This window comes from Agromyces seonyuensis, assembly GCF_009789225.1.
GTDB classification, from domain to species: Bacteria; Actinomycetota; Actinomycetes; order Actinomycetales; family Microbacteriaceae; genus Agromyces; species Agromyces seonyuensis.
Window position 1 is genome coordinate 1 of sequence record NZ_WSTA01000014.1, and the last position, 21,628, is coordinate 21,628.

The window sequence follows — 21,628 nt, forward strand, 5'->3', positions numbered from 1 at the left end:
GCCGGGCGCGCTCCGGCATCCTCGGCGCCGAGCCGGGCATCCGCCCCCGCCCCCGCCCGGGCGGCGCGCCGGGCCGCACCCGCCCGTTTCGAGACCGCCCTCGAGGCGCTGCACTCGGTCTACGGGTACGACGCGTTCCGCGGGCACCAGGCGGCCGCCATCGAGCAGGTCGCGGGCGGCGGCGACGCCGTCGTGCTCATGCCCACCGGCGGCGGCAAGAGCCTCTGCTACCAGATCCCCGCGCTCCTGCGCGAGGGCACGGGCGTCGTCGTCTCGCCGCTCATCGCGCTCATGCACGACCAGGTCGACGCCCTCGTGCGCAATGGCGTGCGCGCCGCGTACCTGAACTCCGGGCAGCAGCCGCACGAGCGCGCCGACGTCGAACGCGCGTACCTCGCGGGCGAGCTCGACCTGCTCTACATCGCGCCCGAGCGGCTCTCGAACCCCGCCGTGCAGCGCTTCCTCGAGGGCGGCACGGTCGCGCTCTTCGCGATCGACGAAGCCCACTGCGTCGCCCAGTGGGGCCACGACTTCCGACCCGACTACCTCGCGCTCGGCGACCTCGCCGAGCGCTGGCCCGACGTGCCGCGCATCGCGCTCACCGCGACGGCGACCGAGGCCACCCACCGCGAGATCACAGAGCGGCTGCACCTCGGCGGCGCCGAGCACTACGTCTCGAGCTTCGACCGCCCGAACATCCAGTACCGCATCTCGCCGAAGGCGGAAGTGCGCCGCCAGCTCCTCGAGTTCGTGCGCAGCGAGGGGCGCGACGCCGAGGGCAACCCCGTGCCGGGCATCGTCTACGCGCTCTCGCGGGCGAGCACCGAGAAGTACGCGGCCTACCTCGCCGAGCACGGCATCGACGCGGTGCCGTACCACGCGGGTCTGCCGCCCGAGGTGCGCCGGCGCACGCAGGACCGCTTCCTCCGCGAGGAGGGCGTCGTCGTCGTCGCGACCATCGCGTTCGGCATGGGCATCGACAAGCCCGACGTGCGCTTCGTCGCCCACGTCGACCTGCCCAAGTCCGTCGAGGGCTACTACCAGGAGACGGGGCGTGCGGGCCGCGACGGGCTGCCCGCCACCGCCTGGCTCGCGTACGGGCTGCAGGACGTCGTGCAGCAGCGCCGCATGATCGACGAGTCGCCGGGCGATCTCGCGCACCGGCGCCGGATGCAGTCCCACCTGGATGCCATGCTCGCGCTGTGCGAGACGGTCGACTGCCGTCGGCAGAACCTGCTCGGCTACTTCGGGGAGCGCTCGACGCCGTGCGGCAACTGCGACACGTGCCTCGTGCCGCCGGCGTCGTGGGACGGCACGGTGCCCTCGCAGAAGCTCCTCTCGACGATCGTGCGGCTCCAGCGCGAGCGCGGTCAGCGCTTCGGCGCCGGGCACCTCGTCGACATCCTGCGGGGCAAGCAGACGGCGCGCATGACGCAGTACGGCCACGACCGGCTCGCGACGTTCGGCCTCGGCGCCGACCTGAGCGACGCGCAGTGGCGGGGCGTCGTGCGGCAGCTGCTCGCCCAGGGCATCCTGCAGACGGTCGGCGAGTACGGCGTGATCACGCTCACCGACGAGGCGGCGGCGGTGCTCTCCGGCGACCGCACGGTCTCGTTCCGCGTCGACGCCGATCGACCGGCCCGTTCGCGCGGGTCTTCCAGGTCGGGCAGCGCGGCGACCGCCGGTGCCGACCTCGACCCGGCCGCCGAGGAGCTGTTCCAGGCGCTGCGCGCGTGGCGCGCCGCGGAGGCCAAGGAGCAGGGCGTGCCGGCCTACATCGTCTTCGGCGACGCGACGCTGCGTGCGGTCGCACTGGAACGGCCCGCCTCGCTCGACGCCCTCGCCGGCATCACCGGCATCGGCGAGAAGAAGCGCGACGCCTACGGCGCCAAGCTCATCGAGGTCGTCACGTCGAACTGAGGATGCCCGCTGCGCCCGGCGCCCCGAGCACGACGCCGAGGTGCAGTTCGAGGAGCGCGCCGACGTCGAGGGCGGGGTCGTAGCACCACTGGAGCTGCAGACCCTCCCAGAGCGCGACGAGGCGCAGCGCCTCGAAGTCCGAGTCGAGGTCGAGCCCGTCCTCGGCCGCGACGCGATCGAAGAGGGAGCCGAAGAAGTCGAGGCTGCTCGCGAATCGTCGCTCGAAGTAGGCGTGCGCCGGATGCTCCGCGGAGGTCGACTCCGCGGCCATCAGCACGTAGAGCCGGATGAGACCGCCGCGCTCCTGCTGCGCGTGCTCGGCGCTCGGCCGGATGCGGGCGAACGCCTCGCGCGCCGTCGCCGTCTCGGAACCGGCGTCCTCGACGATGTCGCGGTCGCGGCTCTCGAGCACGGCCGTGAGCAGGGCTTCCTTGCTGCGGAAGTGATGCAGCAGGGTCGACTTCGGGATGCCCGCGTCGGCGGCGAGCTCCCGCAGCGAGGCGCCGTAGTAGCCGGTCCGTGCGAAGCGCGCGGCCGCGTCGGCGACGATCCTCGCCCGCTGCGCGCGGCCCGGTGCGTAGCCGGCGTCGGGCACGAGGATGCTCCGCAGCGGCACGAGCTCGCGCGGGAGACGCGGTGCCGCCGCGGGTGCCGGGCCGTCGAGCGAGGCGACGTGCCGAGCGATCGCCCGCGGGACGTCGAGGCGGCCGGGAGCATGGAGCGCGAGCAGCTGGAATCCGTCCCACACCGCGACCTGGCGTCGCGCCTCGGCGACGGGCTCGAGCCCGGCGGGTGCGTCGGATCGGGCGTAGACCGTCGCGAACACGTCGACGATGCCGCGATACCGTGCGGCGAAGCGCTCGTGCGCGGGGTGGTTCGGGCTCGTGCCCGCGCCGGCGAGGCGGGTGAAGAGCTCGAGATAGCCGGGGACCGCCGCGTTCCGTTCGGCCTGAGCGACGAGGCGCGCGGGGTCGAACCGGCCGACGTCGCCGTCGAAGCGGCTCTCGGCCTCGATGCGATCGACCAGGGCGTCGAGCACGGCGTCCTTGGAGGCGAAATGGCGTTGGAGGCCCGGATGCGAGAGTCCCGCCCGCGCGGCGATGTCGCGGAGGGCGACCGGGCCGACGCCGTGCTGCACGAAGAGCTCATGGGCCGCGTCGAGGATGCGGGCTCGCGTCCGCTCACCGCGGACGCGGCGCAGATCGATCGCCGCGGTGGCCGGCCGACCCGCGGGGGCAGACGTCGCTCCAGGCATTCCGATTCCACTTCCTTCGATCGGGGAGGGAAAGTCACGGCCGCATTCGGGTCCTTGCGGAGAGCCACGTCTGCGCCCGCGTCGGCGCCGCAGACAATGTTACCGAGCGGTCCGCATTGGGCCGCCGATTTCCTGCCGATCGTCCGGCCCGCCCGTCGCGATGCCGCGGGAAGCGGCTTCCGGACCCGATCGCGCACCCGGGCGACCGGGGACGCTAGCATGCGAGGACGCGCGTGAGGGGGAACGCATGACCGATCAGCTCCGACCCGTCCGACCCTTCGGGGTGACGCTCGTCGCGGCGTTCACCTGGCTCACGGCGGCGATGGACATCGTCGCCGCCATCCTGCTGTTCGCCCTGCTCGGGGTCGACTCCGTCGTGGAGGGGTTCGGCGGGGCGGGCACGATCGTCGCGCTCGCCGTCGTGACGCTGCTGGTCGGCATCCTCGCGTTCGTCTTCGCCTTCGGGCTCGTGCGCGGCAACCCGGTCGCCCGACTCGCCGTCACCGCGATCCAGGTGCTCGCCATCGGCGCGTCGATCTGGCGCATCGCCGTCGACCCCGCCGCGATCTGGAGCGAGGGGCTCAGCATCCTGCTCGGCATCGCGATCATCCTGCTGCTCTGGATGGGCGAGGCGAGCCGCTGGTTCGCCGGACTCTCGCCGAACGAGCCCAGTCGCTGACGCCGTGACGCGCGGATGAGCCGACGCACGGACGCGCTGCGGCTTGTGCGGAACCCAACGTCGTCGCACCCCTGAATTGTGCGGCGCCCACAATGGCGATCGGGACGGTCCGAGCGCCCTTTGGAGGGTCGGAACCGACCGTTCCCGCGGGTTCGCACGGCGGACGTAGCGTGCAAGGAGGACTTCACCCCCTTTTCCACCCGCTACGGAAGGCGGATCACCGACGATGGTCGACACTGCTGCACGTCCCGACACCGCGAGCGCCCCCACCCCGGCGGCCCGCCCTGCGATCTCCCACGTCAACCATCCCCGGGCGAGCGGCCCGCGGGTCGACACCGCGTCGCTCGGACGCCAGCTGCTCGGCACCTGGGCCGACCTGCGGCTCGAGGCCCGCGCCCGTGCCGCGCGGCCCGACCTGCAGCGCATCGAGGGTCAGTCGATGGCGGAGCACCGCGAGCGCGTGCTCGGCCAGCTCAAGATCCTCGTCGACGAGGGCGCCGTGCAGCGGGCCTTCCCCGTCGCGCTCGGCGGCAAGGACGACCACGGCGGCAACATCGCCTCCTTCGAGGAGCTCGTCGTCGCCGACCCGAGCCTGCAGATCAAGTCGGGCGTGCAGTGGGGCCTCTTCGGCGCCGCAGTGCTCCACCTCGGCACCGAGAAGCACCACGAGCAGTTCCTGCCCTCGATCATGACGCTCGAGACGCCCGGTGCGTTCGCCATGACCGAGACGGGCCACGGCTCCGACGTCGCCGCCATCGGCACCACCGCGACCTACGACCCCGCGACCGACGAGTTCGTCATCGACACCCCGTTCCGCGGCGCCTGGAAGGACTACCTCGGCAACGCCGCGCTGCACGGCAAGGATGCGACGGTCTTCGCCCAGCTCATCACCAAGGGCGTCAACCACGGCGTGCACTGCTTCTACGTGCCGCTCCGCGACGAGCACGGCGACTTCCTCCCCGGCGTCGGCGGCGAGGACGACGGCCTCAAGGGCGGCCTCAACGGCATCGACAACGGCCGCCTCCACTTCTCGGGCGTCCGCATCCCGCGCGACAACCTCCTCAACCGCTACGGCGACGTCGACGCGAACGGCGACTACACGAGCCCCATCGCGAGCCCCGGCCGTCGCTTCTTCACGATGCTCGGCACGCTCGTGCAGGGCCGCGTCTCCCTCGACGGCGCCTCGACCATGGCCTCGGCGATGGCGCTCGCGATCGCGGTGACCTACGGCAACCAGCGCCGGCAGTTCAACGCGGCGAGCGAGACCGACGAGGAGGTGCTGCTCGACTACGGCCGCCACCAGCGCCGCCTCATCCCGCGGATCGCGACGACGTACGCGCAGATCTTCGCCCACGACGAGTTCCTCGTGAAGTTCGACGGCGTCTTCTCGGGCAAGACCGACACCGAGGCCGACCGCGAGCACCTCGAGACGATCGCCGCGGCACTCAAGCCGCTCTCGACGTGGTTCGCGCTCGACACGCTGCAGGAGGCCCGCGAGGCCCTCGGCGGCTCGGGCTTCCTCGCCGAGAATCGGCTCGTGGGACTCCGGCAGGACCTCGACGTCTACGTCACCTTCGAGGGCGACAACAACGTGCTGCTCCAGCTCGTCGGCAAGCGCCTGCTCACCGACTACGCGAAGCGCTTCAAGTCCGAGGGGCCCGCGAAGATCATCGCCGGGCAGATCGGCTCGAACCTCGTCAACGGCTCGGGCCTCAAGCGTCTCGGCCAGAACGCCGCGGACCTCGGCTCATCGACCCGTGCCGCGTCCTCGTTCGACGCCGCGGCGATCCGCTCGCTCCTCGCCGACCGCGTCGACACCATGGTCGAGGGCATCGCTGGCCGCCTCAACAAGGTGCGCCGGGAGTCGAAGGCCGTGCAGTCCGCCGAGTTCAGCCGCAACCAGAACGAGCTCATCGCCGCCGGTCGCGCCTACGCCGAACTGCTGCAGTTCGACGCGTTCACACGCGGCCTCGCGAACGTGACGGATGCCGGCACGAAGCAGATCGTGGGTCGCCTGCACCGCCTCTTCGGCCTCGGCCTCATCGAGTCGCACCTGGCCTGGTACGCCGTCAACGGCCGACTGTCGACCCGTCGCGGCCGCGCCGTGACCGCCGAGGTCGACCGTCTCATCGCCGGCCTCCGCCCGCACGCCCAGGACCTCGTCGACGCGTTCGGCTACGGCCCCGAGCACCTGCGAGCGGCGAACGCCTCCGGCAACGAGGCCGCCCGCCAGGACGAGGCGCGCGCGTACTACGCCGCGCTCCGCTCCTCGGGCGACGCGCCCCTCGACGAGAAGGTGCTCGTCAAGCAGCGCAAGGCCGCCGAGCGGGCCGCGGCGAAGGCCGCCGGCAAGTAAGCGCGCTCACTCGAACGGGCCCGTCGCCTCGGCGACGGGCCCGTTCGGCGTTCCGGGGGCCGCCGCCGGGGTCGCCGGAGGCGCCGCGATCGTGGTCGGCGGCAGCGCGGCATCCGGAACCGGGCGGATGCCTCGCGGGATCACTCGTCGTCGTCGGGGCGCTTCTTGGCCTCGGCGCGGCCGGTGATGATGCCGTAGGCGACGCCGAGCACGATGCCCGCGACGAACCAGGGCCAGAAGCCGGTCCAGAGCCAGACGCCGGCGCCGACGATGATGCCGACCACGAGGCCGGCGATGAGCTGGCTCCGTACGGGGTTCGGCTGGGAATCGGGGTAACGCGCGGGCATGGGCACAGCCTAGGCCGGACGGCCTTCGAGTCGGCCGAGTGCGCCGCTCGGGCCGTGCGACTCAGTACGCGCCGTCGGCGTCGACCACGACGCGGACGGTGCGCAGCAGCAGCCCGAGGTCGTAGCGGAGCGTCCAGTTCTCGACGTAGTAGAGGTCGAGGGCGATGCTCTCGTCCCAGCCGAGGTCGCTGCGGCCGGAGACCTGCCAGAGGCCGGTCATGCCGGGTCGCACGAGCAGGCGGCGTCGATCCCGGTCGCTGTAGTGGACTGCCTCGTCGGGCAGCGGCGGGCGCGGGCCGACGAGGCTCATGTCGCCGCGCACGACGTTCCAGAGCTGAGGGAGCTCGTCGAGCGAGTGCCGGCGGAGGAACTTGCCGACGCGGGTCACCCGCGGGTCGTCCTTGACCTTGAAGAGCAGACCGGCGGCGTCGTTGCGCTCGACGAGCTCGTGCTTGCGGAGGTGGGCGTCCGGCACCATGGAGCGGAACTTCAGCATGTCGAAGCCGCGGCCGTCGCGGCCGATGCGGTGCTGCCGGTAGAGCACCGGACCGCCGTCGGCGGCGACGAACATCGCGACCGCGACGAGCACCGGAGCGGCGAGGAGGAGCAGGACCGAGGCCGCCATGAGGTCGAGCGTGCGCTTGACGACGTGGAGCGCCCCGCGGTGCTCGGCGACGTCGACGTGCAGCAGGTCGAGGCCCTCGGGGCCGCCGAGGGGGCGCATCCGGATGCGGTGCGGTGCGATCCCGTCGACGCCGCCGACGAGCGCGAAGCGCAGCCCGCTGCCCTCGAGCTGCCACGCCAGCGACCGTGCGTCGGCGAGCCGGGCACCGCCGACCGCGAGGACGGTGTCGGCGCCGATCGATCGGGCCGCGGAGACCAGGCCGGAGGAGCCGCACACGACGGGGACGGTGAGCCCGTCGACCCGGAGTCCGGCGCGGTCGTCGCCGTCGTCGAGCACCGCGCCGAGGACGCGGAAGGCGCCGTGGTCCGCGAGGAGTCGACCGGCGGTCGCGAGGACGTCCGCGCGGTCGCCGACGAGGAGCGCACCGGCGCGGACCGCGCCCGCGTGCGTGCGCCGGAACCAGCTCGCCCAGGCCAAGCGGCCGGTCAGCACCCCGCCGATCGCGAGCGTCGCGGAGACGCCGACGAGCAGACGAGGCGGATCGGCGGGCGTCAGGACGACGACGAACGCCGTGATGCCGAACGCGAGGCCGAGGGCGAGGGCGGCGCCGCGGTACTCGGCGGCGTCGCCGGCCTGCGTGCCACGACGTCCCTGTCGCACCCCGTCGACCGCGAGTGCGGACATCGAGACGACGACGAGGAGCGCGCCGACCTCGATCGAGAGCGGCGTGGTCGCCGCCCCGAACGCGAGTTCGACGAGGATGCCCGCCGCGACCGCCCCCACGATCGCGACGAAGTCGGTGAGCGCGGTGCGCACGCGGTAACCGCGGCGGGTGCGCTGGAGCGCGGAGACGGCGTGCCGGCCGTGTCCGCCGGCGCGCCCGGAACGCGCGGGCTGGTCGAAGGGGATGACCGGCGCGAGGGGCGCCTCGACGGCGGGCTCGGCCACCGGGGCGGCGGCGCTCCTCGGGGGCGCGGCGACGAAGGGCGGCGCGGCGACGAGCGGCGCCACCATGGAGGGTGCGCCGGCGAGGGATTCCGCAGTGCTCATTCCCGACCCTTCCAAGCCCGTACGGCAGCTCGGCCCGGGGCCGCCGGGCAGGCAGCCTGAGCGTCGCCGAGGGCGGCGCGAGGGGTGGGGTGGGGGAGCATGCGTGGTCCAGTCTTCGGAGCGACCTCTGGTCGGCGGAGTCGAAGGCGACTTCGCCGAAGTCGAGGGGTCGACTCCATGCGTGAAACGGTACCGTCGGGTTTCATCCCGGTCTTCCCCCAGAGCGGGGGGCAGCACCGGGCAACCCATGAGCATATCGGTTCGCGGAGGAGCGTCGGGACACGCCCGTCGGTGCCGGTCGGCCGCGCTCGGACGGGGTCCGATTCGCGCCGTTCGTCGCGGATCGCCGCGGCCCGGCGGTCCGCGACCCGCGGCTCAGAGCAGGCCGAGGGCGCGCACTGCGTCGCGTTCGGCGACGAGTTCCGCCGCGGAGGCGTCGATGCGATCGCGCGCGAAGGCGTCCGGCTCGAACCCCTCCTGGACGACCCACTCGCCGTCGATCGCGTGCACCGGGAACGATGCGAACACGCCGGCGGGGATCCCGTAAGCGCCGTCGGAGCGGACGGCCGCGGAGGTCGTGCCCGTGCTCCCGAGGCTCCAGTCGCGGACGTGGTCGATCGTCGCGTTCGCGGCGGAGGCCGCGGACGAGGATCCGCGCGCCTCGATGATCTCGGCGCCGCGGTTCGCGACGCGGGGGATGAACGTGTCGACGAGCCACTCCCGAACGCCGTCCGGTCCGCCGAGCCGAGCGCCGAGGATGCCCGTGACCCGGTCGCCGCGTGCGGTCGTACGGGAGACGTCGGGGAACATCGAGGCGGAGTGATTGCCCCAGACGGCGAACCCGTCGAGCTCGTCGACGCGGGCGTCCACGGCGTTGGCGAGTTGGGCGAGGCCGCGGTTGTGGTCGAGCCGGGTGAGCGCGCTGAAGCGCGAGGCGGGGATGTCGGGGGCGTGGGCGCTCGCGATGAGGGCGTTGGTGTTGGCGGGGTTGCCGACGACGGTGATGCGCACCGCGTCGTCGGCCGCGGCGTTGAGCGCGGCGCCCTGGGCGACGAAGATCGCGGCGTTGTCGCCGAGCAGGTCGGCGCGCGTCATCCCCGGGCCGCGCGGCTTCGCGCCGACGAGCAGGGCGTGCTCGACGCCGTCGAACCCCCGCTCGGCGTCGGTCGTGACGTCGACCGCCTCGAGGAGGGGGAAGGCCCCGTCCTCCAACTCGAGCGCCGTGCCCTCCGCGGCGCGGACGCCCTGCGGGATCTCGAGGAGCCGCAGGCGCACCCGCGTCTCGGGGCCGAGGAGGTCGCCGGCGGCGATGCGGAACGCGAGCGCGTACCCGATCTGTCCGCCGGCACCGGTGATCGCGATGGTGACCGGACGCGTGGCTGCCATGGGCCGAGCCTACGCGTCGGAATCCCGGATCGAGCGGTGTTGCGGGATCCGGTCGACCGGCACATCCGGTTACACGGGTCGGCGCGGCACTCGGAGGCGCGCGCGGCGCGCGGCTAGCGTTCCCCCATGCGAGAGCTGTATCCGGAGATCGAGCCGTTGGAGACGGGAATGCTCGACGTGGGGGACGGACAGCACATCTACTGGGAAGTGTCCGGCAACCGCGAGGGCAAGCCCGTCGTCTTCCTGCACGGCGGCCCCGGGGCGGGCACGAGCCCGGCCCACCGTCGGCTGTTCGACCCCGAGCGGTATCGGATCGTGCTCTTCGACCAGCGCGGGTGCGGCCTCAGCATCCCGCACGCGAGCGAGCCCGAAGCCGACCTCTCGAGCAACACGACGTGGCACCTCATCGCCGACCTCGAGCGGCTGCGCGCGCACCTCGGCATCCACCGATGGCAGGTCTTCGGCGGGTCGTGGGGCTCCGCGCTCGCCCTCGCGTACGCCGAGACGCATCCCGAGCGGGTGACCGAGCTCGTGCTCCGCGGCATCTTCACGCTGCGCCGGGCCGAGCTCGATTGGTTCTACGAGGGCGGAGCCTCGGCGATCTACCCGGATCTCTGGGAGGACTTCCTCGATCCGATCCCGTACGGCGACCGCGCCCACCTCATCGAGGCGTACGGGCGGCTGCTCGACGACCCGAACCCGTCGGTGCACCAGCCCGCGGCGATCGCGTGGTCGCGCTGGGAGTCCTCGACGATCACCCTGCTGCCGCAGGCCGAGACGATCGCGCGGTTCACCTCGCCGGAGTACGCGACGGCGTTCGCCCGCATCGAGAACCACTACTTCCGGCACGGCGGCTGGTGGGACGAGGGGCAGCTCATCCGCGATGCGGATCGCCTGCGCGCGATCCCGGCGGTGATCGTGCAGGGGCGCTACGACCTCTGCACGCCGATGATGACGGCCTGGGACCTGCACACCGCCTGGCCCGAAGCCCAGTTCATCGCCGTGCCCGACGCCGGGCACGCGTTCGACGAGCCGGGCATCCTCGATGCGCTCATCACGGCCACGGATCGGTTCGCGGAGTTCGGTCCGGACCCCGCCGACGCGGGCGGTCCGAAGGCCGCCGGCCCGGCGACGGTCGCGCCGGCGCCGGATTCACGGCATGATCAGGGAACCCCGTCGGTCGAGGCCGACGGTGCGGACGGCACGTCGGAGCAGGCGTGACGACCGGGAACAGCGCGGTGCCCGTTCGCCGGCGGGTGTCGCAGCTCCCCGGAACGATCGGGTCGCTCCGGAGCAGCAGCGGGGCGGCCCGATCGCCGGGGGTCGGCTGACGGGAAGCGATTCGGCCTGACGGCTCGGCGGCTCGGCATTCCAGCCGCAGGCGTCGCGGGCCGGACGGCTCGGATCCGGGCGGCTCAGGCCTGCACGCCGGCGGGGCGGCTCGCCTCCTCGCCGATGATCGCGCCGAGTTCCGCGGGCCGGGTGAACTGCGGCCAGTGCCCCGTGGGCAGGTCGCGGTAGGCGACGTCGCGGAGGTTCGCGAGCTCGGCCGTGAACGGCACGCCCGCCTCGAGCCACTCGAGCAGCTGCGACGTCGGGAACTCGCACGCGATCACCGTCGCCGGCACGTCGAACCGGCGCGCGTCGCGCAGCACGAGCGGGTCGATCGCGACATGCAGCGGCTCGGGGATCGCACGGGCGGCGAACTCGGCGCGGAGGCCCTCGTCGAGGTCGACGAGGTCGTCGTCGAGGAAGAGCGACCAGTCGGGCAGCGGCACCGCGTCGCCGACGACCGGCAGTTCGTCGTTGATGACGCCGCCGTCGACGAGCGGACCGGAGTCGACGAAGATCAGCCGGGCGACGCGGTCGGGCCGGGCATCGGCGACGCCCTGGGCGATCGGTCCGCCGCCGGAGTGGCCGACGAGCACGACCGGGACGTCGAAGCCGTCGACGAGGTCGACGATCGACGCGATCGTCGACGCGAGCGTGACCCCGCTGCGGTCGGCGTCGACCGACTCGAGCCCGGGTCGCGTCACGGGGTGCGCGCGATGCCCGGCTGCCTCGATCGCGGGCACGACCGCGCTCCACGAGTCGCCGTCGAGCCAGAAGCCGGGGATGAGGATGACGTCCATGCGGCGAAGCTAGCGGGGAGCGCCGACATCGCCGCGGGTGCGGCGCCGGTCCACGCCCGGCGGGTCCTCAGAGCGGGTCGGCGATCGCGGTCCGCTCGGCCTCGCTCGGACGCGGCGGTCGCGAGGAGGCGGCCAGGGCGAGCACGACGAGGCCCGCGGCGATCGTCGCGAGGCCCGCCCACTCGAGCGCCGTGAGCTGCTCGTGCAGCAGGAGGAGGCCGAGGAGCGAGGCGGTGAGCGGCTCCGAGAGGGTGAGCGTGGAGACGGTCGCGGGAGCGAGTCCCTTGAGCCCGGCGCCGAACAGCACGTACGCGAGCGTCGTTGTGACGAGCCCGAGCCAGAGGGCGACGGTGAGGCCGTCGGGGGTCGCCAGCCACGAGGCATCCGTCGCGAGGAGGATCGGGAGCGAGCCCGCCGCGGCGAGGCCGAACATGCCGCCCATCGCGCCGTTCGGGCTCCAGCCGCGCTCGATGAGCTCCTTGCTCGCGATCGTGTAGACGGCGTACGAGGCGCCCGCGCCGAGCGAGGCGAGGATGCCGAGCGGGTCGCCGCCCGCGCTGCTGCCGCCCGCGGCGGCGAGCATCCCGACCCCGAGCGTCGCGACGACGGTGGCGATCGCCCACGCCCCGCCGGGCCGCCGGCCGGCGACCGCCCAGTCGAGCAGGCCGGTGATGACGGGCGCGGAACCGAGCGCGATGACCGTGCCGATCGCGACGCCGTTGATCGAGGTGCCGGCGAAGAACGTCGGCTGGTAGGCGATGACGCCGGCGGCGCCGGCGACGAGCAGGAGCCACGTCGGCAACGCCCGGAGGCGGTGCGCCGGGCGGCCGACCCCCGGTGCCGCCTCGCCGCGGCCGCGACGACGGGCGAGGCCGATGCCGGCGATCGCCGCGAGCGCCGCACCGCCGATGAGGATGCGCGCGGCGCCGATCGAGATCGCTCCGGCATCGGGTCCGAGGGCCTGGGCGGTGCCCGTGGTGCCGAAGCAGACGGCGGCGAGGAGCACGGCGAGGATCGAGCGCATGCGCACATCGTTACACAATCTGCACCCCGTCCGTCACTCCGTGACGGACGGCCGCCGCCGTCCGCCGACCCTCGACCGGACGGACGGTCGCATGACAGACTCGGGATCCGAATGCTCCGGGGGGTCGGAGCGGAACGTGGGGGACCGATGGCCGATCGCCTGGCTGAACGCCGAGCGACCGAAGCGCCCGATCCGATCGTGCCGTCGCGGGACGGCCTCGACGACGCCCAGGTCGCCGAGCGCGTGCGACTCGGACTCGTCAACCGCGTCGACGACGCCTCCAGCCGCAGCTTCGGTTCGATCCTGCGGGCGAACGTGCTCACGCTCTTCAACGGCATCGTGCTCGGCGCGTTCGGGCTGCTGCTCGTGCTCGGCCACTGGCAGGACGCGCTGTTCGGCTTCGCCGCCATCTCGAACGCGATCATCGGCGTCGTGCAGGAGTACCACGCGAAGCGCCAGCTCGATCGGCTCGCCCTCATGCACGCGCCGAAGGCGCGGGTGCGCCGGGGCGGCAGACTGCTCGAGCTCGCCACCGCCGACGTCGTACGCGACGACCGGCTCGTGCTGCGCGCCGGCGACCAGGTCACGGCGGACGGCGTCGTGCTGGAGTGCGTGCGGCTCGAGGCCGACGAGTCGCTGCTGACGGGGGAGTCCGACCCGGTCGCCAAGCACGTCGGCGACGGGGTGCTGTCGGGCTCGATCATCGTCGGCGGCGAAGCCGAGATCGTCGTGACGGCCGTCGGCGCCGACGCCTTCGCGAGCAAGCTGTCGGCCGAGGCCAAGCGCTTCTCGCTCGTCTCGAGCGAGCTGCGCAACTCGATCAACCGGATCCTCAAGTGGATCACCTGGATGATCTTCCCGATCATGCTGCTCGTCATCAACTCGAACATGCAGGCCGCCGGCGGCTGGGTCGAGGCGATCGAATCCGGGGCGTGGAACTCCGCGGCCGTCGCCTCGATCGCCGCCGTCATCGCGATGATCCCGCTCGGGCTCGTGCTCATGACGAGCATCGCCTTCGCCGTCGGCGCCATCAAGCTCGGCAGCCACAACGTGCTCGTGCAGGAGCTCGCCGGGGTCGAAGGCCTCGCGCGCGTCGACCTCATCTGCCTCGACAAGACGGGCACCATCACGACGGGCGAGATCGTCTTCGACGCCGCGCACCCCGTCGGCGAACCGCCCGCCGGCTGGGAGGCCGTGCTCGCCAGGCTCGGCGCCGACCCCGCCGCGAACAACACGGCGAAGAGCCTCGCGACGCGATTCACGGATGCCTCGGGGCTCGAGCCTCTCGCCGAGATCGAGTTCTCCTCGGCCCGCAAGTGGTCGGCGCTCACCTTCGGCTCCGGCTCCGCCGCGCCCGGCACCTGGGTGCTCGGCGCGGCCGAGTACGTGCTCGCGCTCGCCGAGGACGGTCGGCCCGGCGGCGACCCGGCACTCGCGGAACTGGGCGAGCGCGCCCAGGCCCTCGCGGCATCCGGCCTGCGGACCCTGCTGCTCTCACGGTCGGCAGAGGTCCTCGACGCGGCGGCCGTGCGCGACGCCCGGCTCCCCGGCGGCGTCGAACCCGTCGCCCTGCTCACGTTGAAGGAGCAGGTGCGCGACGACGCCGCCGAGACCCTCCGCTACTTCGCCGCCGAAGGCGTCGCGGTGCGCATCATCTCGGGCGACAACCCCGCGACCGTCGCCGCGGTGGCCCGCGAGGTCGGCCTCGAGGCGGGCGACGGCGTGGATGCGCGCGACCTGCCCGACGAGCTCTTCGCGCTCGGCGGCATCCTCGAGGAGCAGCTCGTCTTCGGGCGCGTCTCGCCGACGCAGAAGCGCTCGATGGTGCACGCGCTCCAGGCCCGCGGGCGCACCGTCGCGATGACGGGCGACGGCGTCAACGACGCGCTCGCGATCAAGGACGCCGACATCGGCATCGCCATGGAGTCCGGCTCCGACGCGACGAAGGCCGTCGCCCGGCTCGTGCTGCTCGACTCGAAGTTCTCGCACCTGCCCGCGGTCGTGGCCGAAGGACGGCGGGTCATCGCGAACATCGAGCGGGTCTCGATGCTCTTCCTCTCGAAGACGTCCTACGCGATCACGATGGGCATCGTCTTCGGCCTCCTGCTCTGGCCGTTCCCGTTCCTGCCCCGCCAGCTCTCGATCACCGACGGCCTCACGATCGGCCTGCCCGCGTTCCTGCTCGCGCTGCTGCCGAACTCGCGTCGCTACGTGCCGGGATTCCTCAAGCGCTCGCTGTCCTTCGCCATCCCGGCCGGGCTCGTCGTCGCCACCGGGATCGTCGTCGCCTCCGGGCGGGCCCGAGCCGCGGGGGAGAGCGAGGACATCGTGCGCTCGCTCTGCGTCGTCCTCCTCAGCATCCTCGGCCTCTGGATCCTCGTCGTGCTCTCGCGGCCCTTCAGCTGGGTGAAGGCCGGGGTCGTCGCGCTCATGGTGCTCGGCCTCGTCGCCGTCTACACGGTGCCCGCGCTCGTCTGGTTCTTCGAGCTCGTCGCCCTCACCCCGCGCGACTTCCTCGACCTCGCGGTCATCGCACCCATCGGCATCCTGCTGATCGAGCTCATCGCCCTCTGGCATCGTCGCCGCTTCGGCGTGCGCGGCACGAGCACCTGAACCGAGGATGCCTCGGAGCCGCGTCCCTCGGTGCGGCGGAACGCCCGGCCGTGCGCGCCGGCCCTGCCGGAGGCGGCAGAATAGGCGCGGCCCGAAACCCCCACGGGCACCCCGACGCCCGAGGAAGGGAGACGCGTTTGCGCGCCGTGCTGTTCGAGGAGTTCGGGGCCGCGCCCCGCGTCACCGACGTGCCGAAGCCCGCCTGCCCGCCCCGCGGCGCCCTCGTGCGCGTGCGGGCGACCGGGCTCTGCCGCTCCGACTGGCACGCTTGGAGCGGCCACGACGACTCGGTGCGGCTGCCGCACGTGCCCGGCCACGAATTCGCGGGCGACCTCGTCGAGCTCGGCTCCGAGGTGCCGGAGGACGCCGGCTGGAGCGTCGGCGACCGGGTCACCGCCCCCTTCATCTACGCGTGCGGCCGCTGCGACGAGTGCGCCGCCGGCGACAGCCAGGTGTGCCGCAACCAGCGCCAGCCCGGCTTCACCCAGTGGGGCTCCTTCGCCGAGTACGTCGTCGTCGAGGAGGCCTCCCGCAACCTCCTGCGCCTGCCGGAGGGGCTCGACTACGTCGAAGCGGCCTCCCTCGGCTGCCGCTTCGCCACCGCGTACCGCGCGATCGTCACTCGCGGCCGCCTCGAGACCGGCGAGCGCATCGCCGTGCACGGCTGCGGCGGCGTCGGCCTCTCGGCCGTCATGATCGCCGTCGCCGCGGGCGTCGAGGTCTACGCCGTCGACGTCAGCGACGCCGCGCTCGCCGCGGCCGCCGCCCTCGGCGCGATCCCGATCGCCGGCGGCGAGGGCGCGGCCGAACGGGTGCGCGAGGCGTCCGGCGGCGGGGTCGAGCTCTCGGTCGACGCCTTCGGCAGCCCGCAGACGGCCGTCGCGTCCCTGCGCAGCCTCAAGCCGAAGGGGCGCCACGTGCAGATCGGCCTGCTGCTCGGCGACCAGGCATCCGCGGCCCTGCCGATGGACGAGGTCATCGCGCGCGAGCTCGAGGTGCTCGGCTCCCACGGCATGTCGACGGGCGAGTACCCCGTGCTGCTCGGCGCCGTCGCCGACGAGGCGTTCCGCCCGATCGAGCTCGTCGGCCGCACCATCGGCCTCGACGACGTGCCCGACGCGCTCGCGGCGATGGGCACGCCCGGCGCCTCGGGCTCGGGGATGACGGTCGTCGCGCTCTAGCGACCGCGGCGGTTCTTGCCGGGGGCGGAAGACCTCGCCGTCTTCTGCCGACGGCGGCCCCGGGTCCAACCCGATCGCTCGATAGCCTGGGCGGACCCGCACCGCCGTCCCGAAGGGCTTCCCGCATGAGCGCCACCGCCACCGCCGACCTGTACGACGAGCGCCGCGAGGCGGTGCAGACGACCCCGTTGCAGTTCATCTCGGTCGGCGGGCACGTCCGCTTCGACGGCCCGATCCGCACGGTGGCCTGCTTCGAGGACAACGCGCTGCTCAAGGCGACGCTCGGCACCCCGGGCGGGGGCGCCGTGCTCGTCGTCGACGGCGGCGGCTCGCTCGGCACGGCCCTCGTGGGCGACATCATCGGCGGCCTGGCCGTCGAGAACGGCTGGGCGGGAATCGTCGTGCACGGCGCGATCCGCGACCGCGTCGCGCTCGGCGGGCTGTCCATCGGCATCCTCGCGCTCGGCACGAACCCGCGCGGCGGGGCGAAGTCGGGCGAGGGCGAGCTCGACGCGACGCTCGAGTTCGGCGACGTCGTCTTCCGCCCCGGCGCGCACCTCTGGGCCGACGAGGACGGCATCCTCGTCGAGCGCTGACCCCTGTGCGCGGTCGGGCCCCGACGGCCGTCCGCGGCCGTCCGCCGTGGTCGCTAGCGTGAGCGCATGACCTTCGACCCGAACGCCGACATCTCCGGCGGGCGCGCGTCCAAACGCGGGCGCAACATCGGCATCGGTGCGGGCGTCGGCGGCCTCGGCGTCCTCGCGATCATCCTGCTCGGCTCGTTCCTCGGCGTCGACCTCTCGGGCATCGCGGGCGGGATCGGCATCGGGCCCGGCGGGTCGAGCGAGTCCGTGACGTCCGACGAATCGCTCGAGCGCTGCCGGACGGGCGCCGACGCGAACGCCGACGTGACGTGCCGCATGGTCGGCGCGTCCGCGGCGCTCGAGACGTACTGGGCCGAGGCGGCTCCGGCGATCGGCGTCGGCTACCGCCCGCCCGCCGATCTCGTCATGTTCGACGGCGCGACGAGCACGGGCTGCGGGTCGGCGACGAGCGCGACCGGGCCGTTCTACTGCCCGAGCGACGAGACGATCTCCCTCGACACCGCCTTCTACGACGACCTGCGCACGCAGTACGGCGCGAGCGGCGGGCCGCTCGCCGAGCTCTACGTCGTCGCCCACGAGTGGGGCCACCACGTCCAGCAACTCGCGGGCATCCTCGCCGCCTCGCAGGACGGGCGCACCGGGGCCGATTCGAACTCCGTGCGCACCGAGCTCCAGGCAGACTGCTTCGCCGGTGCCTGGGCGGGAGCCGCCGCGACGACCCTCGACGACTCGGGCACGCCCTACCTCGAGCCGCTCACCGAGGCCGACGTCGCCGACGCCCTGAGCGCCGCGGCCGCAGTGGGCGACGACCGCATCCAGGAGCGCGCCCAGGGCCAGGCCGACCCGCACACCTTCACCCACGGCACGGCCGAACAGCGGCAGCGCTGGTTCGAGACCGGCTACGAGCAGGGCGCGGGCTCGTGCGACACGTTCGCCGTGTCGGGAGCCGAGCTGTGACCCCGCCGGCCGCAGTGCGGCCGCCCGTGGATGCCGCCGCTCTCCGGTTCGTGCCCGCGAACGAGGCGACGGCCGCCGACCTGCAGGCCGTCTTCGGCGAACGCGGCGACGCCGCCGGCTGCCAGTGCCAGTGGTACCGGATGCCCGTCACGGCGTTCCACGACACCCCGCGGGAGGTGCTCGCCGAACGGCTCGCCGAGCAGTCGCACTGCGGCGAGCCGCACGCCGACTCGACCACGGGCTTCCTCGCGTTCGAGGGCGACGATCCCATCGGCTGGTGCGCCGTCGCACCGCGCACCGACACCGTGCGGCTCGCCACCATGCGGGTGCCGTGGGTCGGCCGTCCCGACGAAGACCGCAGCGCCGAGGACGTCTGGGCTGTCACGTGCTTCACGGTGCGGGTCGGCCACCGCGGTCGCGGGGTGGCGCAGGCGCTCGCCGTGGCGGCCGTCGAGTTCGCCCGCGAGCGGGGGGCCGCCGCCGTCGAGGGCTATCCGATCGTCACCCGCCCGGGCAAACGGGCGGCCGCGGGCGAACTGTTCGTCGGCGACCGCGACTGGTTCGCCCAGGCGGGCTTCGTCGAGGTCGCGCGGCCGAGCGAGCGCCGCGCGGTCATGCGCGTCGACTTCTGACGCGGCTCAGCCGAGCGGCGCGGCCGGGGCGGCGGGGGCCTCGATCCAGCGGTACTCCATCTGCCGCGCCGTCCCGAGCGCGAGGTCGCGCCCGCCGAGCACCTCGACGAGATGCAGGGCGAGGTCGATGCCGGCCGAGATGCCGCCCGAGGTGAAGACGTCGCCGTCGCGCACCCAGCGCACCCCGGACTCGACGTGCAGGGACGGGAAACGGCGGGCGAGCTCGGCCTGATCCTCCCAGTGGGTCGTCACGCGCTGCCCGCCGAGGATGCCCGCCTCGGCGAGCAGGAACGCGCCCGTGCACACCGACGCCGTCAGCCGGGCCGTCTCCGCGGCGACCGCGAGCCAGTCGAGCAGTGCGGCATCGCGCTCCGCGGCATCCGTCACCCCGCCGGCGACGACCAGCACGTCGGGCGCCGGCGCCTCGCCGAGCACGGCGTGCGCGCGGAGCACGAGCCCGCCGCGCGCGACGACCTCGGGCGTCGTCGCGAGCATCCCGACCTCGAACGGCGCGCGCCGGCCGTGCCGGGCGGCGACGCGGTTCGCGACCGAGAAGACTTCGAACGGGCCGCAGCAGTCGAGCACTTCGACCTCGTCGAAGACGACGATGCCGACGCGGAGCGGGGGAGCGGTTTCAGTCATGCCCCGATCCTCGCGCGTCGCCCCTCGGCCCGGCCCGGCGACGGCTGCCGATCCGCCGCGAGCGACTGCCAGCGCCGATGCGGCCCGTGTTTCAGGCGCGTTGCAGTTCGCGCGGCGGGCCGTCCGAGAGGTGGCGCGGATGAGCATCCCTCGCAATACTCGGGTATGGACTTCGCCGGTCTGACACCCGTCGACGAGCCCGACCCGCGTCTCGAGCGGGCCGAGCAGGCCCGAGCGATGCCCATCCCCGTCTACGGGCTCGTGCCGCAGTCGGCGATCGAGGACTGGGATGCGCTGAGCGTCGAGACGGCCTCGACCGGCGGCTTCGTCGACGAGATCTCCGTCGCCGTGAGCTACACCCTCTGGCGTCATCCGGAGTCGCCCGACGACCCGCGCAATCTCGCGGATCTCGACGAGCCGACGCTCGCCGCGATCGAGTCGGAACCGCCGTGGCCGCGGCCCGAATGGATCCTCGAGCACCTCGACCGGATGCGCCGACCCATGCTGTGGGAGTGCGTGCGCACGAGCTGGCAGCGCGAGCGCCGGCCCTGGTTCGAGGTCGACGAGGTGCTCGTCGCGCACGCGGCGTATGTGCTCGCGAACCGGTTCCGTCAGCAGCTCGGCCTGGCCGGCGGCGCCGGGCATCCGGCCGCGTACCCGCTCATCTCGACCCGCGCGGTGGAGCACGACGTCGAGGTCGAGATCGACGGCGGGGTCCTGCCCGGGGTGCGGCTCGACACCGACCCGTTCGTCGTCGGCTACGGCGCCGAGTTGCCCGGCGGCGGTCTGCTGACGGCCGTGCTGCCGCGCGACGAACTCGACTATCTCCGCCCCGCGTTCGCCCGCCGCCCGCATACCGCCCCCGCGAACTGACCCGCGCCCACCGGCGATTCCGGCGGCGCTCACTGGCTGGAACGCCGATGGCACCCCCTGCGCGGCGGTCTTACATTCACCCTCGAGCGGGGGACACGGGACGGGTTCGCATCGCATCCCGGGATCCACGGACGGTCGCCCGCGCTTCGAATCGCACGAACGATCAAAGGGGATCAGGTGAAATCACTACTCCGGTCCGGGCTCGCCCTCGCGGCGGCGGTCTCGCTCAGCGCGGGCCTGTTCGCGGCGGGCGTGTCGACGGGCAACGGGCAGGGCAACGGGTACGGCGGCGGGTCCTCGTACGGCCACGGCGACGACGGCAAGGGCAACGGCCGCGGCGACGACCGCGGCAGGGGCAACGGCGATCGCAAGGACGACAAGGTCGTCGACACGATCTACCAGGACAACGTCAAGGACTACGGCGTCTGCCGCGGCACCGATCCCGTGTGCTACCACGAGTGGGGCAACGGCTGGAGCGAGGGCGAGGCCAAGCGCATCTTCGTGTGGAGCCGCACCGCGGGTCCGCGCCACGCGCACCTCGGCACGCCGCTCGCGCCGGGCCTCAACCCGCCGCTGAACGCCGACAACGTCGCGCAGGCCGCGATCATCGCGTGGGCCGCGGAGCGGGGCATCCAGGTCGACTACACCGAGGACCTCACCCGGTTCTCGAACCTGAACAACTACCAGGCCGTCGTGTTCCTCGGCTCGAACCGCGACACCCTGGATGACACGGCGCAGACGAACCTGCTGCAGTACGTGCGCCGCGGCGGCGGCTTCGTCGGCGTCCACAACGCCTTCGGCGCCGAGTACCACTGGGACTGGTACGAGGGCCTGCTCGGCGGTGCGAACTTCTACGACCACGCCCCGAACCGGGCCGGCACGGTCGAGACGGTCAACGACGACGACGTCTCGACCGCGTTCATGCCGAAGACGTGGGCGTTCACCGACGAGTGGTACAACCTCGAGCCGTACCCGAGCTACGTCAACGTGCTGCTCGAGGTCGACAAGGCGACGAGCCTCAACGGGCGCGCCACCGGCCACCCCGGCCACGGCGAGCACCACCCGGTCAGCTGGTGCCACTACTACGACGGCGGCAAGGCGTTCCTGACGACCCTCGGCCACGACGTGGCGCTCTACACGGACGCGCCGCTCGCGGGCGAGGACCTGTTCAAGCAGCACCTGATGTCGGGCATCGAATCGGCGATGGGCATCACGCCCTTCTGCGAGGTCTGACCGGGAGCGCGCGACCGCACTGCGAGCGCACGCACCGCACGAGAACGCACCACCCACGGCCCGGGCTCCGGAATGCTCCGGGGTCCGGGCCGTGCCATGCCCGCGGACGTCCGCCGCC

Annotated in this window: 18 protein-coding genes; 11 read left to right on the forward strand and 7 right to left on the reverse strand. The window is 73.3% G+C overall.

Annotation, left to right across the window (positions count from 1 at the left end; genetic code table 11):
* The coding region (gene recQ / locus GB864_RS04745) for a DNA helicase RecQ (RefSeq protein ID WP_236778890.1) at positions 1–1,920 on the forward strand (1,920 nt) is incomplete at its 5' end.
* On the opposite strand, the gene GB864_RS04750 is transcribed toward recQ, so the two are convergent.
* The gene (locus GB864_RS04750) at positions 1,907–3,175 is read right to left on the reverse strand and encodes a TetR/AcrR family transcriptional regulator (RefSeq protein ID WP_160423203.1); all 1,269 of its coding nucleotides are present in this window, start codon (positions 3,173–3,175) and stop codon (positions 1,907–1,909) included. The genes recQ and GB864_RS04750 overlap by 14 nt on opposite strands.
* Before the next feature lie 247 nt (positions 3,176–3,422).
* Between GB864_RS04750 and GB864_RS04755 the strand changes: the two genes are divergently transcribed.
* Together GB864_RS04755 and GB864_RS04760 are read left to right on the forward strand one after the other, a co-directional pair.
* Positions 3,423–3,854 carry a hypothetical protein gene (locus GB864_RS04755; RefSeq protein ID WP_160423204.1) on the forward strand — a complete coding sequence of 144 codons (432 nt, stop codon included), beginning with the start codon at positions 3,423–3,425 and terminating at the stop codon, positions 3,852–3,854.
* A 226-nt stretch (positions 3,855–4,080) separates the two neighbouring features.
* Complete coding sequence (locus GB864_RS04760; protein WP_160423205.1) at positions 4,081–6,210, forward strand: acyl-CoA dehydrogenase family protein; 2,130 nt, start codon at positions 4,081–4,083, stop codon at positions 6,208–6,210.
* A gap of 140 nt (positions 6,211–6,350) precedes the next feature.
* Here the strand turns inward: GB864_RS04760 and GB864_RS04765 are convergent, their stop codons facing one another.
* The 3 genes from GB864_RS04765 to GB864_RS04775 form a co-directional block, all read right to left on the reverse strand.
* Positions 6,351–6,557: an adenosylcobinamide-GDP ribazoletransferase gene (locus tag GB864_RS04765; RefSeq protein WP_160423206.1), complete on the reverse strand. Its 207-nt coding sequence runs from the start codon at positions 6,555–6,557 to the stop codon at positions 6,351–6,353.
* Positions 6,558–6,618: 61 nt separating this feature from the next.
* Positions 6,619–8,232 carry a sugar transferase gene (locus GB864_RS04770; RefSeq protein WP_160423207.1) on the reverse strand — a complete coding sequence of 538 codons (1,614 nt, stop codon included), beginning with the start codon at positions 8,230–8,232 and terminating at the stop codon, positions 6,619–6,621.
* A gap of 375 nt (positions 8,233–8,607) precedes the next feature.
* Positions 8,608–9,618: a malate dehydrogenase gene (locus GB864_RS04775; protein WP_160423208.1), complete on the reverse strand. Its 1,011-nt coding sequence runs from the start codon at positions 9,616–9,618 to the stop codon at positions 8,608–8,610.
* Between the two features lie 126 nt (positions 9,619–9,744).
* Here GB864_RS04775 and pip point away from each other — a divergent pair, with 126 nt between their 5' ends.
* Positions 9,745–10,839 carry a prolyl aminopeptidase gene (gene pip, locus GB864_RS04780; RefSeq protein ID WP_160423209.1) on the forward strand — a complete coding sequence of 365 codons (1,095 nt, stop codon included), beginning with the start codon at positions 9,745–9,747 and terminating at the stop codon, positions 10,837–10,839.
* Positions 10,840–11,033: 194 nt separating this feature from the next.
* On the opposite strand, the gene GB864_RS04785 is transcribed toward pip, so the two are convergent.
* Together GB864_RS04785 and GB864_RS04790 are read right to left on the reverse strand one after the other, a co-directional pair.
* Positions 11,034–11,750, reverse strand: coding sequence for an alpha/beta fold hydrolase (locus GB864_RS04785; protein ID WP_160423210.1), 717 nt, complete (start codon positions 11,748–11,750; stop codon positions 11,034–11,036).
* Positions 11,751–11,817: 67 nt separating this feature from the next.
* Positions 11,818–12,774, reverse strand: coding sequence for a DMT family transporter (locus GB864_RS04790; protein WP_160423211.1), 957 nt, complete (start codon positions 12,772–12,774; stop codon positions 11,818–11,820).
* Positions 12,775–12,972: 198 nt separating this feature from the next.
* Here GB864_RS04790 and GB864_RS04795 point away from each other — a divergent pair, with 198 nt between their 5' ends.
* The 5 genes from GB864_RS04795 to GB864_RS04815 all read left to right on the forward strand — a co-directional run bounded on the left by GB864_RS04795 (position 12,973) and on the right by GB864_RS04815 (position 18,762).
* Positions 12,973–15,387 carry an HAD-IC family P-type ATPase gene (locus tag GB864_RS04795; protein ID WP_336603879.1) on the forward strand — a complete coding sequence of 805 codons (2,415 nt, stop codon included), beginning with the start codon at positions 12,973–12,975 and terminating at the stop codon, positions 15,385–15,387.
* Between the two features lie 146 nt (positions 15,388–15,533).
* Positions 15,534–16,568 carry an alcohol dehydrogenase catalytic domain-containing protein gene (locus GB864_RS04800; RefSeq protein ID WP_336603880.1) on the forward strand — a complete coding sequence of 345 codons (1,035 nt, stop codon included), beginning with the start codon at positions 15,534–15,536 and terminating at the stop codon, positions 16,566–16,568.
* A gap of 125 nt (positions 16,569–16,693) precedes the next feature.
* Positions 16,694–17,164, forward strand: a complete 471-nt coding sequence (gene rraA, locus GB864_RS04805; RefSeq protein WP_160423214.1) for a ribonuclease E activity regulator RraA — start codon at positions 16,694–16,696, stop codon at positions 17,162–17,164.
* Positions 17,165–17,230: 66 nt separating this feature from the next.
* Positions 17,231–18,130 carry a KPN_02809 family neutral zinc metallopeptidase gene (gene ypfJ / locus GB864_RS04810; protein WP_160423215.1) on the forward strand — a complete coding sequence of 300 codons (900 nt, stop codon included), beginning with the start codon at positions 17,231–17,233 and terminating at the stop codon, positions 18,128–18,130.
* A gap of 26 nt (positions 18,131–18,156) precedes the next feature.
* Positions 18,157–18,762 (forward strand): GNAT family N-acetyltransferase, encoded by a 606-nt coding sequence (locus GB864_RS04815; protein WP_160423216.1) that lies wholly within the window; start codon positions 18,157–18,159, stop codon positions 18,760–18,762.
* A gap of 6 nt (positions 18,763–18,768) precedes the next feature.
* Here GB864_RS04815 and GB864_RS04820 read toward each other — a convergent pair whose 3' ends face one another.
* Entirely contained in the window at positions 18,769–19,404 is a 636-nt protein-coding gene (locus GB864_RS04820) for a DJ-1/PfpI family protein (RefSeq protein ID WP_160423217.1), read from the reverse strand.
* Positions 19,405–19,569: 165 nt separating this feature from the next.
* Here GB864_RS04820 and GB864_RS04825 point away from each other — a divergent pair, with 165 nt between their 5' ends.
* Together GB864_RS04825 and GB864_RS18920 are read left to right on the forward strand one after the other, a co-directional pair.
* Positions 19,570–20,277, forward strand: a complete 708-nt coding sequence (locus tag GB864_RS04825) for a hypothetical protein (protein WP_160423218.1) — start codon at positions 19,570–19,572, stop codon at positions 20,275–20,277.
* Positions 20,278–20,454: 177 nt separating this feature from the next.
* On the forward strand, positions 20,455–21,510 hold the full coding sequence (locus tag GB864_RS18920; RefSeq protein WP_160423219.1) for a ThuA domain-containing protein: 1,056 nt from the start codon (positions 20,455–20,457) through the stop codon (positions 21,508–21,510).
* Positions 21,511–21,628 lie beyond the last annotated feature (118 nt).

Coding starts and splice junctions, on each gene's coding strand:
- pip (WP_160423209.1), top strand. CDS start 9,745: ATGCGAGAGCTGTATCCGGAGATCGAGCCGTTGGAGACGGGAATGCTC.
- GB864_RS04790 (WP_160423211.1), bottom strand. CDS start 12,774: ATGCGCTCGATCCTCGCCGTGCTCCTCGCCGCCGTCTGCTTCGGCACC.
- GB864_RS04825 (WP_160423218.1), top strand. CDS start 19,570: ATGGACTTCGCCGGTCTGACACCCGTCGACGAGCCCGACCCGCGTCTC.
- GB864_RS04770 (WP_160423207.1), bottom strand. CDS start 8,232: ATGAGCACTGCGGAATCCCTCGCCGGCGCACCCTCCATGGTGGCGCCG.
- GB864_RS04765 (WP_160423206.1), bottom strand. CDS start 6,557: ATGCCCGCGCGTTACCCCGATTCCCAGCCGAACCCCGTACGGAGCCAG.
- GB864_RS04750 (WP_160423203.1), bottom strand. CDS start 3,175: ATGCCTGGAGCGACGTCTGCCCCCGCGGGTCGGCCGGCCACCGCGGCG.
- GB864_RS04775 (WP_160423208.1), bottom strand. CDS start 9,618: ATGGCAGCCACGCGTCCGGTCACCATCGCGATCACCGGTGCCGGCGGA.
- GB864_RS04760 (WP_160423205.1), top strand. CDS start 4,081: ATGGTCGACACTGCTGCACGTCCCGACACCGCGAGCGCCCCCACCCCG.
- ypfJ (WP_160423215.1), top strand. CDS start 17,231: ATGACCTTCGACCCGAACGCCGACATCTCCGGCGGGCGCGCGTCCAAA.
- rraA (WP_160423214.1), top strand. CDS start 16,694: ATGAGCGCCACCGCCACCGCCGACCTGTACGACGAGCGCCGCGAGGCG.
- GB864_RS04785 (WP_160423210.1), bottom strand. CDS start 11,750: ATGGACGTCATCCTCATCCCCGGCTTCTGGCTCGACGGCGACTCGTGG.
- GB864_RS04755 (WP_160423204.1), top strand. CDS start 3,423: ATGACCGATCAGCTCCGACCCGTCCGACCCTTCGGGGTGACGCTCGTC.
- GB864_RS04820 (WP_160423217.1), bottom strand. CDS start 19,404: ATGACTGAAACCGCTCCCCCGCTCCGCGTCGGCATCGTCGTCTTCGAC.